The 16,381-nt window shown below is 71.0% G+C and carries 11 protein-coding genes; 9 read left to right on the top strand and 2 right to left on the bottom strand.

What is annotated here, in order from left to right; translation table 11 throughout:
• On the top strand, nucleotides 1–642 hold the full coding sequence (mnmC2, locus tag HNQ05_RS08960) for a tRNA (5-methylaminomethyl-2-thiouridine)(34)-methyltransferase MnmC2 (RefSeq protein WP_147145945.1): 642 nt from the start codon (nucleotides 1–3) through the stop codon (nucleotides 640–642).
• Here mnmC2 and HNQ05_RS08955 read toward each other — a convergent pair.
• Nucleotides 619–1,791: an MFS transporter gene (locus HNQ05_RS08955; protein WP_147145947.1), complete on the bottom strand. Its 1,173-nt coding sequence runs from the start codon at nucleotides 1,789–1,791 to the stop codon at nucleotides 619–621. The genes mnmC2 and HNQ05_RS08955 overlap by 24 nt on opposite strands.
• 96 nt (nucleotides 1,792–1,887) lie before the next feature.
• On the opposite strand from HNQ05_RS08955, the gene mfd reads away from it, so the two are divergent.
• The 4 genes from mfd to HNQ05_RS08935 are packed head-to-tail and all read left to right on the top strand — an operon-like array spanning nucleotide 1,888 to nucleotide 8,606.
• The gene (gene mfd / locus HNQ05_RS08950) at nucleotides 1,888–4,848 is read left to right on the top strand and encodes a transcription-repair coupling factor (protein ID WP_147145949.1); all 2,961 of its coding nucleotides are present in this window, start codon (nucleotides 1,888–1,890) and stop codon (nucleotides 4,846–4,848) included.
• Nucleotides 4,849–4,872: 24 nt separating this feature from the next.
• The gene (locus HNQ05_RS08945; RefSeq protein WP_147145951.1) at nucleotides 4,873–7,335 is read left to right on the top strand and encodes a CBS domain-containing protein; all 2,463 of its coding nucleotides are present in this window, start codon (nucleotides 4,873–4,875) and stop codon (nucleotides 7,333–7,335) included.
• The gene (locus HNQ05_RS08940; RefSeq protein ID WP_147145953.1) at nucleotides 7,313–7,933 is read left to right on the top strand and encodes a site-2 protease family protein; all 621 of its coding nucleotides are present in this window, start codon (nucleotides 7,313–7,315) and stop codon (nucleotides 7,931–7,933) included. The genes HNQ05_RS08945 and HNQ05_RS08940 overlap by 23 nt, the downstream gene beginning before the upstream one ends.
• 4 nt (nucleotides 7,934–7,937) lie before the next feature.
• Nucleotides 7,938–8,606, top strand: coding sequence for a site-2 protease family protein (locus HNQ05_RS08935; protein ID WP_446430499.1), 669 nt, complete (start codon nucleotides 7,938–7,940; stop codon nucleotides 8,604–8,606).
• Nucleotides 8,607–8,652: 46 nt separating this feature from the next.
• On the opposite strand, the gene ileS is transcribed toward HNQ05_RS08935, so the two are convergent.
• The gene (ileS, locus tag HNQ05_RS08930; RefSeq protein ID WP_147146223.1) at nucleotides 8,653–11,793 is read right to left on the bottom strand and encodes an isoleucine--tRNA ligase; all 3,141 of its coding nucleotides are present in this window, start codon (nucleotides 11,791–11,793) and stop codon (nucleotides 8,653–8,655) included.
• Between the two features lie 520 nt (nucleotides 11,794–12,313).
• On the opposite strand from ileS, the gene fsa reads away from it, so the two are divergent.
• From fsa to pdxS, 4 genes are read left to right on the top strand one after another with little or no spacing between them, the layout of a single operon-like run.
• A complete protein-coding gene (gene fsa, locus HNQ05_RS08925; protein ID WP_147145957.1) occupies nucleotides 12,314–13,006 on the top strand; it encodes a fructose-6-phosphate aldolase in 693 nt (230 codons plus the stop codon).
• A complete protein-coding gene (rho, locus tag HNQ05_RS08920) occupies nucleotides 13,003–14,283 on the top strand; it encodes a transcription termination factor Rho (protein WP_147145960.1) in 1,281 nt (426 codons plus the stop codon). Before fsa ends, rho begins: the two co-directional genes overlap by 4 nt.
• A 32-nt stretch (nucleotides 14,284–14,315) precedes the next feature.
• A complete protein-coding gene (locus HNQ05_RS08915; protein WP_147145961.1) occupies nucleotides 14,316–15,479 on the top strand; it encodes a M23 family metallopeptidase in 1,164 nt (387 codons plus the stop codon).
• Nucleotides 15,480–15,492: 13 nt separating this feature from the next.
• Nucleotides 15,493–16,374, top strand: coding sequence for a pyridoxal 5'-phosphate synthase lyase subunit PdxS (gene pdxS / locus HNQ05_RS08910; RefSeq protein WP_147145964.1), 882 nt, complete (start codon nucleotides 15,493–15,495; stop codon nucleotides 16,372–16,374).
• The last annotated feature ends 7 nt before the right edge of the window (nucleotides 16,375–16,381 follow it).

Here is a 16,381-nt window from a genome sequence, read left to right as displayed (position 1 = left end):
GTGGAGGTCTGGCCCACCGGCGACGGCTCGCTCAGCCTGCGCCACCCCGTCCACGGCGAAGGCTACCATCCGGCCGCGGGCGCGGCCGCCCAGGCCGAACGGCTCTACCTGCGGGCGAGCGGGGTGCACGCCGACCCCCGTCCCCGCGTCTTCGAGCTCGGATTCGGTCTCGGCGTCAACTTCGCCGTGACCCTGCGCCACGCCCGCCGCCGGGGCGCCTTCCTCGATTACCGCGCCGTCGAGGCCGAGCCGGTGCCGCTGGAGGTGCTGGAGGCCGTGCTGCGGCCGCTCGACGGCGCGCTGTTCGAACGGCTCGCGCCGCGCTGGGGCGGGAGCTTCGAGCTCGCCGGCGCGTCGTTCCGCCTGCGGCTCGAGGTCGCGCGGATGCAGGACGCGGTCTTGGGGGCGGGGCCGGTGCGCGCGGTCTACTTCGACCCCTTCAGCCCGCGGGCGAACCCGGACGTCTGGACCCCGGCGGTCTACCGCAGGATGTTCGGGTTGCTCGAGCCCGGGGGCGCCCTCGTGACCTATTCCGTCGCCGGACGCGTGCGGCGCGGCCTTGCCGCCGCGGGGTTTGCGGTCGAGCGCATCCCCGGCTGGGGCGGCAAGCGCCACTGGCTACGCGCCCGCCGGCCGGCGTAGCCGCGCTGCGTAGAAGAGGGCGACGCCCAGGTAGGCGGCGGCCCCGATCCAGAAGGGGGCGCGCGGCCCCCAGAGCTCCCAGGCGAAGCCGCCGACGACCGGACCCAGGGCGAAGCCCAGCCCCTCCAGGCTCATCAGCGCCCCCCAGGCGCGGGCCTTGTGTTCGTCGGGCAGGGTGCGGGAGACCAGCCCGCCCCAAGAGGGGATCAGCAGCGCCTGGGCGAGGCCCGCCGCCAGCGCCGCGGCGATCAGGCCGCCCAAGCCGCGCACTTCCGAGAAGGCGATCAGGGCCAGTGCCGCCAGCAGCAGCGCAGGCACCAGGGTGCGCGCGGGGCCGAGCCGGTCGGCGAGCCGGCCCAGGGGGGAGAGGAGCAGGTACTCGAGCCCTCCGCCCAGGGCGAGGGCCAGCACCAGCTCGCGCGTGCCCAGCCCCAGGCGGTCGATGAAGGGAAAGAAGACCGGGGCCAGCAGGCCGAAGGCCAGCAGCTGCGAAAGCGCCCCCGGCGCCAGCGAGGCGAGCTTGCGCCAGGGGAAGGGGCTCGTCGGCCGGGGCTGGGGGGCGGTGCTGCGGAAGCGGAACAGGATCGCCGCTGCCAGCAGGAAGACGAGGAGCTGCACCGCCGCCAGCGCCGCGGCCGCGAGCCGCGGGTCGTGGTCGAAGAGGAAGCCGGTGAGCAGCACCCCCAGACCGATGAAGGGCGCGACCAGGGACTGGGTGAAGCCGACGGCGCGGCCGTCCTCGCCGTCGCGTGCGGCGCGGCTCGAGTAGGTCATCATCGCCGGCCAGAGCGGGGCGATGACGAGGCCGTTGGCCAGCGAAGCGGCGAGCAGCCAGCCGACGCCGGGGGCGTAGAGCACCCCCAGGGCGCTGACCGCCGAGAGCGCGGCGGCGGCGGGGAGGACCCGCCGCAGGCCGCGGCGCTCCCCCAGGTGGCCGCCCGCCGAGCGCCCCAGGGTGTCGGCCAGGTACTGCAGGCTGGCGGCCAACCCCACGACCCCCAGGCCCAGGACGGGCCCCAGGCTGCGGGGCAGGTAGACGGTGTAAAGGCCGGTTCGCGTCAGCTCCACCAGCCCGACGAGCGCGATCAGGGTCGCCAGCGGCGCGAGCCGGCCGGGAGGCCAGGGCGCGCGTTCCAGCCAGCGCCTCATTCGTGCGTCCTCGGTCGGGTAGCGTTGGCGACGTCGTCTGCGCGCACGAAGCCCATTCTAACGAAACGGGTGTAAAGTTTATGCTCGGATGTGGACGTGAAGGAGACCGCCCCCCCAGCGATCAGCGGACGGTACCTGCCGGGCCTGCCGCAGGTGGCGCGCGCCTACCTCTGGGCCCGCGCCGCCGAGCCGACGGTCCTCGTCGCCCCCGAAGACCGCGTGCGCCTCTACGCCGACCTCGAGGCCTTCGGGCGCGGGGTCTGGGTCAATCCTGGACTCGAGGCCTACGGCTTCGCCCGCCGCGTCCTCCTTGACCAGGCGGCCGCCCTGCGCCCGTTCCCCCGCGACCCCGAAGCCTGGCGGGTGGTCTTTCGCGAGGGCGAGCGCCTGCTGCGCGACCGCCTCCTCGACAAACTGGAAAAACTGGGCTACCGTCGCGACGAGCCGGGTGGCTACACCGTGCGCGGCGAGGTCCTGGAGGTGGCCGACCTGCGGCTCGAGTTCTTCGGCGATACGATCGAAGCGATCTTCGTCGGCGGTGAGCGGCGTTCCCGGGCGGTGCTGACGCCGGCTTCGGGGCGGGCTCCGGAGGCGACGGTGGCGGCACTGGCGGCCTACGAGGGGACGGTCTTCCTCGACCGCCCCGCGACCCTGTCCGAAGAGATCTGGGCTCTGCTTGCCCAGCGTGAGGTCGTGGCCTTCGGCCTCGGCGGACCCGAGCGGCCGGTGGAGCGCCCCCCCTTCGAGCCGCTGGCGCCGTACCGGGCGCGGCTCGACCGCTTCGCCGCCGACGTGCGCGGCTGGCTCGAGGCGGACTACCGGGTCGTCCTCTTCTACCGCCACGACAGGACGCGCGCCTACCTGAGCGAGCGCTACCTCGCGGACCTGCCGCAAGCCACTCTGCGTACGGTGGAGGAGCGTCCGGGAGTGCAGCTGGTACCCGCGCCCTTCGAGGGTGGCTTCGTCCACCGGGAGGAGCGCACGGTCTACCTGACCGAGCCGCTCCTCTTCGCTTTCGGCGGGGCGGCCCACGCGCGCAGCCGGCGCGTCCTGCAGGCGGCGCCGGAAGACCCGGGCGCCCTGACCGTAGGCGACTACCTGGTGCATCCCGAGCACGGCATCGGCCGCTTCGAAGGCCTCGAAAGCCGCGAGGTCCTGGGCGCGGTGCGCGACTACCTGGTCCTGCGCTACGCCGGCGAGGGGCAGCTCTACGTCCCCGTGGAGCAGCTGCCGCTGCTGCGCCGCCACCCCGGAACCTCGGACGAGCCGCCGCGGCTGTCCAGCCTAGGCAGGAAGGACTGGCAGCGGGCCAAGGCCCGCGCCGAGGCCGACGCCGAGGCGCTGGCCCAGCGCCTGCTCGTTCTCTACGCCAAGCGGCAGCAGGCGCCGGGTACGGCCTACCCCGCGCTGCCCGACTGGGATCCCCTCATCGAGGCGGGCTTCCCCCACGAACTCACCGAAGACCAGGCGCGTGCGCTCGAGGACGTGCTGCGCGACCTCGAAACCCCTCACCCCATGGACCGCCTCGTCAGCGGCGACGTGGGGTTCGGTAAGACCGAGATCGCCCTGCGCGCGGCCCACCGGGTGGTGGGGCACGGGCGTCAGGTCGCCTACCTGGCGCCCACCACCCTGCTCGCCGAGCAGCACTACCGCACCTTCGCAGAGCGCTACGCCGAGCTTCCCGTCAGCGTCGCCCTGCTCTCCCGCTTCACCCCCGAAGCCGAGGGCCGGCGCATCGAGGCCGGGCTGGCGGAGGGGCGGATCGACGTGGTGATCGGTACCCACCGCCTGCTCTCCGAACGCGTCCGCTTCAAGCAGCTGGGCCTGTTGATCGTGGACGAGGAGCACCGCTTCGGGGTCGCCCAGAAGGAGCGCATCAAGGAGATGGCCGAAGGTCTCGACGTCCTCAGCCTCTCGGCCACGCCCATCCCGCGCACCCTCTACCAGGCGCTGGTGGGGCTGAAGGACGTTTCCAGCATCCAGACGCCGCCCCCCGGGCGCAAGCCGATCCAGACCGTCGTCGCCCCCTTCGATCCGGCGCTGGTGCGGGAGGCCGTGCTCTTCGAGATGGAGCGCGGCGGCAAGGCCTTCTACGTGCACGACCGCATCGCCAGCATCGAGGCCCGCGCCCGCTACCTGGAGGCGCTGCTGCCGGAGGCCCGCATCGGGGTGGTGCACGGGCACATGGCGGACCGCGAGATCGAGGAGGTGATGCGCCACTTCGCCCGCGGCGCCTTCGACCTGCTCGTCGCCACCACGATCGTGGAGTCGGGCCTCGACATCCCCGAGGCCAACACCATCCTGATCGAGCGCGCCGACCGCCTCGGCCTCGCCAGCCTCTACCAGCTGCGCGGCCGCGTCGGCCGCCGCGAGCGGGAGGCCTACGCCTACCTCTTCCACCCGCCGCGGCTCACCGAGGCCGCCGAGCGGCGGCTCGCCGCCCTCGCCGACCTGACCGACCTGGGCAGCGGCCACCGTCTCGCGGAGAAGGACATGGAGATCCGCGGGGTGGGCAACCTGCTGGGGCCGGAGCAGCACGGCCACGTGCAGGCCGTCAGCTTCGAGGTGTACACCGAGCTGCTGGCGGAGGCGATCCGCAAGCTCAAGGGCGAGGAGGTCCAAAAGCCCGGGCACACCACCCTCGACCTCGCGGTCTCCGCGCGCATCCCCCCGGCGTACGTCCCCGACGCCGGCGAGCGCAGCCGCCTCTACGGCCGCCTCGCCGAGGCCCGCGGCCTCGCGGAGCTGGCCCGCATCGTGCGCGAGGTCAGGGCCCGCTACGGCGAACCACCGCAGGAAGCCGCGGCCTTCTTCGCGCTCGCCCGCCTGCGGATCCTGGCCGAGCAGAAGGGCGTGCGATCGATCACCGAAGACGGCGCCTATCTGCAGCTCGTCGTCGGCCGCTGGCCGCTCGACTACGACGCCCGGGCCCTGCGCGAGCTGCCCTTCGCCGTGGAGCCCACGCGTTACCCGCCGGGTTTCCGCGTGCGCAAACGCGGCCTCGCGCCCGCGGACTACCCCGAGGCGTTGCAGCGCGTGCTCTACGCCCTGGGCTAGCCCCTCGCGTAGACTGGGGTTGCCGTGGACGTCATCGTCGGGCACGAAAACCTCGACTTCGACGCGCTGGGTTCGATGGTGCTGGCGCGCTACCTGCACCCCGGCGCGCGGCTCGTGCGCCTGGGGGGGCTCGAGGGCAGGGTGCGCGAGGTCACCCGGCTCTTCGCCGACCACCTCGCCCTCCTCGACGAGGACGAGGTCGACCTGGACGAGGTGGGGCGGGTCATCGTCTGCGACACCGCCCGGCCCGAACGGATCGGCCCGTTCAAGGCCCTGGTGGGGAAGGTTCCCTTCGTCGTCTACGACCACCACCCGCGCGCCCCCGGCGACCTGCCGGCCAGCGGCGGCGCGGTGCGCCCCTTCGGGGCGACGGTCACCGTCATCGCCGAGATCATGCGGGCGCGGGGGATCGCCCCGCACCCCGGCGACGCCACCCTCGCCTACGCGGGGCTCTGGGAGGACACCGGCGGATTCACCTACCCCGGAACCACCGCGACCGATCTCGAGGTCGGCGCCTGGCTGCTCGAGCACGGCGCCGGCCTCACCGCGGTGCGCGACTGGGTGCGCAGCCACCCCGACCCCGTGGCGCGCGCGATGCTCGCGGCGCTGATGGAGCACCTGCGGGTCGTCGAGCGCGGCGGCCTGCGCATCGCCCTGACCTGGGCGGAGCACGAAGGCTACGTACCCGCGCTCGCCCCCCTGGCCCACACCCTGATCGACCTGTACGAGGTGGACGCCGTCTTCATGGCGCTGCGCCTCGACGGTCAGACCCTGGTGATCGCCCGCAGCAAGGGCCGCCTCGACGTAGGCCGGCTGCTTTCGGAACGCTTCGACGGGGGCGGGCACGCGCGCGCGGCCTTCGCGCGCGCGGAGGGCGCGCCCCGCGCGGTGCTGCAGCGGGTGGAGGAGGCGCTCGAGCCCTACCTCGCGCCCGAGCCGCGCCTGAGCGAGGTGATGACGCGGCTGGTGGAGACGGTGCCCGCCGAGCTCAGCGCCGAGGAGGCCCTGGTGCGGATGCGCCAGCGCGGCTTTGGGGGGCTGCCGGTGACCGACGAGGAGGGCCGCGTCGTCGGCGTCGTGCGCCGACGCGACCTCGAGCGGGCCGTGCGCTACGGCATGGGCTCGGGGGCGGTGCGCGGTTTCGCCACCGTCCCGCGCACGCTCCCCGAGGACGCGCCCCTTTCGGAGGCGCGGCGCGCCCTCAAGGAAGGGGCCGGCCGCGTGCTCGTCCTCGACGAAGAGGGCCGCGCGAAGGGCATCTTCACCCGCACCGACCTCTACCGCATGCCCCCCGCCGAGCAGGCGGCCTGGACCGAACGCGTGCGCGAAGGCCTTTCCGAAGGGGTGCGCGAGGTTCTCGACGCCCTGGCCGAGGCCTATCCCCGCGGCGCCCTCTACCTGGTGGGCGGCGCGGTGCGCGACGCTTTGCTAGGGGAGGCCAGCCCCGACGTCGACCTGGTCCTCGAGGGCCTGGACCCCGGAGAGGTGGCGCAGTTCCTGACCCGGCGCTTCGGCGGCAGCTACGGGGTCCACTTCGCCTTCGGCACCGCGCACGCGCGGCTGGGCACCGGGGTCGAGGTGGACCTGGCGACCGCGCGCGAGGAGGAGTACCCGAGCCCCGGCGCCCTGCCGCGGGTACGGCCCAGCACCCTCAACCGCGACCTGGCGCGCCGCGACTTTACGGTCAACGCGATGGCCTACCGGATCGCCCCGCGGCCCGAGGCGCTGATCGACCCCTTCGGGGGGCTGCACGACCTCGAAGCGCGCACGCTCCGCCCGCTGCACCCGCTCAGCTTCATCGAAGACCCCAGCCGCGTGCTGCGCGGCCTGCGGCTGGCGGCGCGGCTGGGCTTCCGCTTCCACCCCGAGGCCGAGCGTCAGATCGAGGAGCTGCGCAAGCGTCCGCCCGGCGCCGCGGCGACGAGCCGGCTGCGGCGCGAGCTGATGCTGGCCCTCGCCGAGCCGAGCCCGCTGCGGGTGCTGCGTCTGGCCGAGCGCTACGGCCTGCTCGAGGCGCTCTACGGATTCCGCCCCGACGCGGAGGTGTGGGCCGCCTTGGAGCGCCTCGAGGCCCAGAAGCCGGAGCGCTCGGTGCCTCCGGAAGCCTACCTCTACCTGCTGCTGCTCGCGAGCCCCGACCCCGAGGCGCTGGTCCGCCGCTTCGGCTGGCCGCAGCGGTTGCTGTCCCACCTTGGGCTGCTGCAGAAGCCGCCCGACCGGCCCGAGGCGCTGCGCGAGGGCGGCGAGGCCCTGGCCCTGGCCTTCGCTGCGCGCTTCCCCGACCGCGCCGAGTGGGTCTGGAAGCCCACGCGCCGGCTCCGCGGCCGCGACCTGATCGAGCTGGGCATGGAGCCGGGTCCGGCGGTCGGCCGCATCCTGCGTGAGGTCGAGGCCGCGCGCGCCCGCGGCGAGGTGAGCGGCTATGAGGAAGAGCTCACGTTGGCCCGTAAACTAATGGAAGACTATGGGACTTCTCGTTTACCTTAGCCAGCCGCTCGTCTTCCTCGTGGCCTTCGCCGCCGCCGCCTTCGGCCTGGTCGTGCACAACCTGGTGCAGGCCTGGCTGGCCGATCGCTACGGCGACGCGCTCCCGCGCCGCATGGGGTTCCTCACCCTCGACGCCAAGACCCACCTCGACCCCTTAGGCCTGCTCTTCCTGGCCCTCTTGGGTTTTGGCTGGCCGCGCAGCGTACCCTTCCGCCTGAACGGGTCCAAGGGGCTGATCGTGGCGCTCTCGGGGCCGGTGGGCTTCCTCCTCGCCGCCTTCGTCTACCTGCTGGTGGCGAGCCTGCTGCCCCGTTCCCTGGGCCTCGACCAGATCGCCTTCGGTCTGCAGGTCGCGGCGGGCGTGATGGTCATCGAGGCGGCCGTCTTCCTCTTCCCGGTGCCGCCGCTCGACGGGGCGCGCGCGATCTACGCGGCGGGAAGCTACGAGGCGCGGCGCTTCATGGACCAGCTGGCCTCCTACGGGCCGATCGGCTTCATCCTCATCTTCCTCGTCCTCAGCTACACCGGCGTGCTCGGCGCGGTTCAGGCGGGCCTGATGGGCCTGCTGCAGACCCTGCTGCGCCTGATCGGACTCTGAGATGCTGATCCAACTGCTCGCTCAAGACCCGCTGGCCTTCGTCGTCCTCGTCACCGTGCTCACCTTTTCGCTGGTGCTTCACGAGCTAGGCCACGGGGTGGCCGCCTACCTGTTCGGTGACGACACCGCGCGCCGGATGGGCCGCCTCACCCTCAACCCCCTCAAGCACCTCGACCCCATGGGGGTGTTGCTGCTCCTCTTCGTGGGCGTAGGCTGGGCCAAGCCGGTGCCCATCGACACCACGCGCCTGCGCCCCTACCGCGCGGGCCTCTTCGCGGTCTCCATCGCCGGAATCGTCATCAACCTCACCCTGGCGGCGTTGTTCGGCTTCCTGCTCTACGCCCTCAAGGAGGCCCAGCCCCAGGCCGTTTACCTCGCCCTGGTCGAGGGCCAGCCCGCAGGCTGGGCCGGGCTGCTCAGCCTGGTGGCCTTCTACGCGGGGCTCATCAACCTGATCCTGGCGCTGTTCAACCTGGTCCCGGTGCCGCCGCTCGACGGCTCGCGCATTCTCATGGCGCTGGTGCCGGTGCGTTACCACCCGCTCATCTGGCAGCTCGACCGCTACGCCCTCTACACCTTCGTGCTCATCATCGCCGACATGCAGCTCAACGGGCCCATCTCGCGCATGCTCGACTGGGCCCAGGGCCTGTACTTCCACGCCATCTTCGGATAGCCAAAGGCGCCCCGCAGGCCGGGGCGCCGTCGTTGGCCGTCCGCGTTCAGACCCGCTGGATCCAGAAGCGCACCTGGCCGTCCTCGGCGTCTTCGATGTGCGTTTCGAAGGCGCCGGGAAGCGCGCCCGCGGCGAGCTCGAGCGCCAGCGTCTCTTCGGCGATGCGGCTGCCGTAGGCCTCGAGCGCGCGGGCGAAGCGGCCCGAGGCCTCGAAACCCACCCGGATGCGGTCGGCGACGTGCAGGTCCATCTCCTTGCGCGCCTGCTGCAGCGCCCGCACCAGCTCGCGGGCCAGCCCCTCGAGGTAGAGTCCCTCGTCGTAGCGGGTGTCGAGCGCGGCCAGGTAGCCCCCCTTCTCGAGGGCGACGTAGCCTTCGGGGGCCGTCGCCTCGATGAGCACCTCGTCGGGCTCCAGCACGAAATCTTCGAGCTCGACGGCGCGGCCCTCGCGCACGGCGCGGGCCACCTGCGCGGGGTCGGCGGCCGCCAGGGCCTGCCGCAGCCGGGGCAGGTCGCGGCCGTACTTGGGACCCAGCTTGGGCAGGTTGGGTTTGACCCGGTAGCTGAGCAGGGTTTCGTCGGGCTCGGCCACGCGCACCCGCTTCACGTTCAGCTCGTCGGCCAGCTCGGCGGCGAAGTGCTCGAGCCCCTGGCGGGCCTCGGCCGAGGGGGCGGTCACGAGCAGCTCGGGCAGGGGAATGCGGGTCTTCACCCCCGACTTGGCGCGCGCGGAGCGGGCCAGGTCCACGACCTCGATGACCGCGTCCATCCAGCGCACCAGCTCGCGGTCCTCGAGCGCCGCCTCGGCACGGGGCCAGCGGGCCAGGTGCACGGATTCGGGGGCGTCTTCGCGCACCGAGCGCACCAGGTTCTGGTAGAGCGCCTCGGCCAAGTAGGGGGTGAAGGGGGCCGTCAGGTGCGTGACCGTGACCAGGGCCTCCCAGAGCGTGGCGTAGGCGGCCTCACGGTCGGCCGCGTCCTCGTTCTTCCAGAAGCGGCGCCGGTTCCGGCGCACGTACCACTGGGAGAGCTCCTCGACGACGAAGCGCCGGAGCGCCCGGGCGCTGCCCGTGGGATCGTAGGCCTCGAGGCGTTCGGTCACCTGACGCACCAGCTCCTGCAGCCGCGCCACCAGCCAGCGGTCCATCTCGGGCCGCTCGGCCACCGGGGGCGGGGAGGCGAGGTCGGGGCGGTCGAGGTTGGCGTAGGTGACGAAGAACTTGTAGGTATTCCACAGCGTCAGGAAATAGTCGCGCACCACGTCGCGCACCAGGTTGGGCCCGAAGCGGCGGTTGGCCTCGGGCGGCGCGGAGACGTAGACGTACCAACGCAGGGCGTCGGCGCCGAACTCGGAGATGATGGACCAGGGATCCACGACGTTGCCGCGCGACTTCGACATCTTCAGCCCCGCCTCGTCGAGCATCAGGCCGTGGCAGATCACGTTCTTGAAGGCCACCGAGTCGAAGAGCATCGTGCCCAGCTGGTGCAGGCTGTTGAACCAGCCACGGGTCTGGTCGATGCCCTCGGAGATGAAGTCGGCGGGGAAGCTGCGCGCAAAGACCTCCCGGTTCTCGAACGGGTGGTGGTGCTGGGCGAAGGGCATGGACCCTGAGTCGTACCAGACGTCGATCACGTAGGGAACCCGCTTCATGGTGCCGCCGCAGCCTTCGCAGGTCAGCTCGATGGCGTCCACGTGGGGCCGGTGGGGGTCGAAGTCCGCGGGCAGGGGACGGCCCCAGCGGCGCTCGAGTTCGGCGAAGCTGCCGATCAGCTCCTCCTTGCCGCAGTCCTCGCAGACCCAGATGGGCAGCGGGGTGCCCCAGTAACGGTTGCGCGAGAGCGCCCAGTCCACCAGGTTCTTGAGCCAGTCGCCGTAGCGACCGTGCTTGATGTGCTCGGGCACCCAGTTGATCTGTTCGTTGAGCTCGATCAGGCGGTCCTTGTAGGCGGTGTTCTTGATGAACCAGGTATCGGTGGCGTAGTACATCAGCGGCGTCTTGCAGCGCCAGCAGTGGGGGTAGTTGTGCAGGTAGTCCTCGCGCTTCAAGAGCAGGCCGCGGTCGCGCAGGTCGCGCACGATCTCCTTGTTGGCCTCGCGGAAGAACAGCCCCTTCCAGGGGCCGACGGTCAGCTTGCCCTCGTCGTCGACGGTGCGCAGGACCGGCAGGCCGTAACGGCGCGCCACCTCCATGTCCTCGGCCCCGAAGGCCGGGGCCTGGTGCACGATGCCGGTGCCGTCGTCCTTGGTGACGTAGTCGGCGAGGACGGTGTACCAGGCGCGCGTCTCGGCGTGGACAAAGTCGAAGGGAGGCGTGTAGTCGAGCCCTTCGAGTTCGCGGCCCTTCCAGCGCCGCACCACCTCGGTCTCCTCGCCCAGGATCCGCCGCCCCAGCCCTTCCTCGAGGACGAGCACCTCGTCGCCGACGCGGAAGGCGGCGTAGTCGAAGTCGGGGTTGAGCGCGGCGGCGGCGTTGCCGGGAAGCGTCCAGGGGGTGGTCGTCCAGACGAGCAGGCTTACCGTTTCGCCCCCCAGGCCCAAGGCCTCGGGCTGCTTGAGCGGGAAGCGGACGAAGACCGAGGGGTCGGTGATCTCGGCGTAGCCCTGGGCGACCTCGTGGCTCGAAAGCGGCGTGCCGCAGCGGGGGCAGTAGGGCACCACCTTGTAGTCGCGGTAGAGCAGGTCCTTCTTCCATAGCTCCCCCAAGCTCCACCAGACCGACTCGATGTAGCTGGGGTCGAGGGTGCGGTAGGCGTCGTCGAGGTCGACCCAAAAGGCGATGCGCTCGGTAAACTTGCGCCACTCACCCTCGTACTCGAAGACCGAGGCGCGGCAGGCTTCGTTGAAGCGGTCGATGCCGTAGGCTTCGATCTCGCGTTTGTGCCCCAGGCCCAGCTTCTTCTCGACCTCCAGTTCCACCGGCAGGCCGTGGGTGTCCCAGCCGGCCTTGCGGGGGACGTGGTAGCCCTGCATCAGTTTGAAGCGGGGGAAGAGGTCCTTGTAGCTGCGCGCCTGCGCGTGGTGCACCCCGGGGCGGCCGTTGGCCGTCGGCGGGCCCTCGTAGAAGGTGTACTGCTCGGCCCCTTCGTTGGCCGCAAAGCTCTTCTCGACGATGCGGTGCGTGCGCCAGAACTCGAGCACCGCCTCCTCGAGCTTGGGGAAGTGCACGTCTTCGACGGGTTGAAACAGTCGCTCTTCGGCCATACGTCCTCCTCAAAGAAAACCGCGCGCACCTCAAGGGATGCGCGCGGACGAAGCCTGGGCTCCGCGGTACCACCGCGCTTCGTGGGGCTGTGCCCGGATGTGGGATGTGGGTTGTGGGGCGTGGGTATCCCACTACCCGCTTCCTACTTCCCGCCTCCGGCGGCGAAGCCGCCACGCTCTCTTTGGCGCTGTAACGGGCGCACCCGGCGGGGTCTACTGAGCCTTGCGGCCGTTCTTCCCGCGGCTCGGGGGCGATGGCTCCCGGGACCTCCAGCCGGCTCGCACCCTCCCGGCTCGCTGAGTGGAGGCGGACCCCGTTCGCGTCCCCTTCGCAGCCTTTACACCGCGGCGGTCGGGGGGTATAATCCTCCCTCGGTAGGCCGCGGTCTGCCGCCATCCTACAAAAGACCGCACCCGAGCTGCAACTTGAAGTTCTCACGTGCGCTTAGTACAATAAGTTAAACCTCGAAAGCGGTTTTTCCAAGGAAAACGAAGAAGGAGCCCCATGAAGTTATACCTCGATACCGCCAACGTGCAGGAGATCCGTGAAGTCCACGCATTGGGCGTGCTCGCCGGCGTGACCACCAACCCCAGCCTGGTCGCGAAGGCGTTGGGGGAAGCCGGGGAGCGTTTCGACAGCGAGGAGGCGTTCTACGCGCGCTTTACGGAGATCGTGCGCGAGATCGCCGAGCTGGTGCAGGCCCCGGTCTCGGCCGAGGCCCTGGCCACCGACCCCGAAGGCATGGTGGAGGAGGGGCGCAGGCTCGCGGCGCTCAGCGAGCACGTCGTCGTCAAGCTGCCCATCTCCGAGGCGGGGCTCCGCGCCTGCCGGGTGTTGGCGGACGAGGGCGTCGCGGTCAACATGACCCTCGTCTTCTCGGCCAACCAGGCCCTGCTCGCCGCCCGCGCGGGCGCCCGCTACGTCAGCCCCTTCCTGGGCCGGGTCGACGACATCGGCTGGGACGGGGTCGAGCTGGTCCGTACCATCCGCGAGATCTTCGACGTCCACGACCTCGGCACCGAGATCATCGCCGCCTCGGTGCGGCATCCGCAGCACGTCACCGCCGCCGCGGTGGCCGGGGCCGACATCGCCACGGTTCCCTACAAGGTCCTGAAGGCCATGGTCCGGCACCCGCTGACCGAGATCGGCATCGACCGCTTCCTGGCCGACTGGGAGAAGGCGAAGCAAGAACTATGAGCAAGAAAAAGACCACCACCGAAACCCCCCAGACCTACAAGGAACTCAACGCCAAGATCCTGCCGGAGCTGCACCTGCTCGCGGCGCAGATGGGCATCAAGAACTACAAGAAGCTCGGCAAGGACGAGCTCATCATGGCCATCCTGGAGCACCAGGCCCAGGACGAGGGGCTCTCCCTCGCCAAGGGCTACCTGGAGACCAGCCCCGACGGCTACGGCTTCCTCCAGGACAACGTCTACAACCTCGACTCCCGCAGCGTCATCGTCAGCGCCGGCCTGATCAAGCAGTTCCAGCTGCGCACCGGCGACTACATCGTCGGCAAGGCGCGGCCGCCGCGCGAGAACGAGCGCTACGGCACCCTGATCCGGGTGGAGGCCATCAACGGGCTCGAGCCCGCCCAGGCCGTCAAGCGCCCCAAGTTCGACGAGCTGGTGCCCCAGTTCCCCGACCGCCAGCTCAAGCTGGAGACGACCCCCGAGGAGCTCTCCACCCGCGTCATCGACCTGCTGGTGCCGATCGGGCGCGGCCAGCGCGGCCTCATCGTGGCGCCGCCCAAGGCCGGTAAGACGACGCTGCTGAAGAAGGTCGCCAACGCCATCCTGGAAAACGAGCCCGACGTCAAGGTGATCGTGCTGCTCATCGACGAGCGGCCCGAGGAGGTCACGGACTTCCGCGAGTCGGTCGAGAAGGCCGAGGTCATCGCCAGCACCTTCGACGAACCGCCCCAGAACCACATCCGCGTGGCCGAGTTCGTCCACGAGCGCGCCCGCCGTATCGTCGAGGAGGGCGGCCACGTCGTCATCCTGCTCGACTCGATCACCCGACTGGCGCGCGCCAACAACCTGGTCACCCCGCCCACCGGGCGCACCCTCTCGGGCGGCCTCGACTCGGCGGCACTGCACTTCCCCAAGCGCTTTCTGGGCGCGGCGCGCAACATCCGCGGCGGCGGCTCGCTGACCATCCTGGCGACCGCGCTGGTGGAGACCGGCAGCCGCATGGACGACGTGATCTTCGAGGAGTTCAAGGGCACCGGCAACATGGAGCTGCACCTTTCCCGCCGGCTCGAGGAGCGGCGCATCTTCCCGGCCATCGACATCCTCAAGTCGGGCACCCGCCGCGAAGAGCTGCTGCTCGGCGAAGAGGTGCTGCACAAGATGTGCCTGCTGCGCAAGGTGCTCGCCGACATGGACCCGGCCGAGGCCATGGAGATGCTGCTGGGCCGCCTCAAGCGCACCAAGTCCAATCAGGAATTCCTGGCTACCCTAGCGGCAAAGTAGGCATCGGGGTATAATCCCCGTTGGAGGCGTGCGTGGCGAACCGTCGTGGATTAACACTCTCGTGGCTCTTTGCGGGTAGCCTGCTGGCCATACCGATCTCGCCCCTGGAGATCCTGCCCGAACTCGAAGCCACGCTCCGCCCCCCGCAGGAAGTCGTCGTGCTGGAACCCGCCCCGAGCTACGGGGTGGTTTTTCATACCGTCAAGCCCGGCGAGTCGCTGCTCCTCATCGCGGCGCGCTACCGCAGCGACCTCGGCGAGATCAAGAAGCTTTCGGGCCTCAAGCGCGACCTGCTCAAGCCGGGGCAGACGCTGAAGGTGCCCATCGAGGTCAAGCAGAAGGACGAGCCGCGGCTCCCCCCGGGGGTGCAGGTCTACACCGTGCGCCCGGGCGACTCGCTCGAGCGCATCGCAGGCCAGTTCGGCCTACGCATCATCGACCTGGTTTCCGCCAACCTCGACCTCGCCAGCCTGGACCGCCTCAGCGTCGGCACCAAGCTCTTCGTGCCCACCGGCGAGCGCGGACTCCTGATTACCGTGGGTGAGGGGGAGAACCTCGAGACCATCGCCCGTCGTTACCGCGTCGACATGGCCCGTCTGGCGCGCGCCAACGGCCTGGACAACCCCCTCGACCTCAAACCCGGCGACCGCGTCCTCATCCCCGGCATCGCCGCGCGCGAGGCCATGGCCCGGCTCGAGGAACGCCGCAAGGAGGAGCGCCGGCTGGCCGAAGAGCGCCGTCGCCGCCTGGCCGCCGAGCGCGCGGCGCGGCTGCGGCAGGTGGCCTACCGCGGCGGCACCTCGGCCAAGGGTTTTCAGTGGCCGCTCACCAAGTTCCGCATCACCGCGACCTACCACGACGCCCGCTACTACCGCAGGTTCCGCCGGGTGCACACCGGCCTGGACATGGCCGCCCCCCAGGGCACGCCGATCTACGCGGCCAAGGGCGGCATCGTGACCGCGGCGGGGTGGTCGCGCGTGGGCTACGGCTACTACGTCAAGATCGACCACGGGGGCGGCGTGGAGACCCTGTACGCGCACATGTCGCGCATCGCCGTGCGGCGCGGCCAGCAGGTGAAGCAGGGCGCCCTCGTCGGCTACGTGGGCCGCACCGGCTTCGCCACCGGTCCCCACCTGCACCTCGAGGTCCGCATCCGCGGCAAGACCCAAAACCCCCTGAGTTTCCTGCCCAAATAAGAAGGAGAGCTCCATGGAAAAAGGTACCCTGCGCGTAAAGACGGGTTTCGCAGAGATGTTCAAGGGCGGCGTGATCATGGACGTGACCACGCCCGAGCAGGCCAAGATCGCCGAAGAGGCTGGCGCGGTGGCGGTGATGGCGCTCGAGCGCGTCCCCGCCGACATCCGAGCCCAGGGTGGGGTGGCGCGCATGTCCGACCCCAAGGTCATCAAGGAGATCATGGCCGCGGTCAGCATCCCGGTGATGGCCAAGGTGCGCATCGGCCACCTCGCCGAGGCCATGATCCTCGAGGCCCTGGGGGTCGACTTCATCGACGAATCCGAGGTCCTCACCCCGGCCGACGAGGAGCACCACATCGACAAGTGGGCTTTCAAGGTCCCCTTCGTCAACGGCGCCCGCGACCTGGGCGAAGCCCTGCGCCGCATCGCCGAGGGCTCGGCCATGATCCGCACCAAAGGGGAGGCCGGCACCGGCAACGTGGTGGAGGCGGTGCGCCACGCCCGTAACGTCATGAAGGCCATCCGCCGCATCCAGGGGATGCGCGAAGACGAGCTCATGGCCGAGGCCAAGAACCTCCAGGCCCCTTACGAGCTGGTCCGCTACGTGCACGAGCACGGCCGCCTGCCGGTCGTCAACTTCGCCGCCGGCGGCGTGGCCACCCCCGCCGACGCGGCGCTGATGATGCACCTGGGCATGGACGGCGTCTTCGTGGGCTCGGGCATCTTCAAGTCGGGCGACCCCGCCCGCCGCGCCCGCGCCATCGTGCGCGCGGTCACCCACTACAACGACCCCGAGATCCTCGCCGAGGTGAGCGAGGACCTGGGCGAGCCGATGGTCGGCATCAACCTCGACGAGCTCAGCGAGGAAGAGCGCATGGCCCGGCGCGGCTGGTGAGCACGGC

Origin of the sequence: Oceanithermus desulfurans (assembly GCF_014201675.1) — a bacterium.
Taxonomy (GTDB): Bacteria; Deinococcota; Deinococci; order Deinococcales; family Marinithermaceae; genus Oceanithermus; species Oceanithermus desulfurans.
This window is presented reverse-complemented; position numbering and strand designations above follow the sequence as displayed.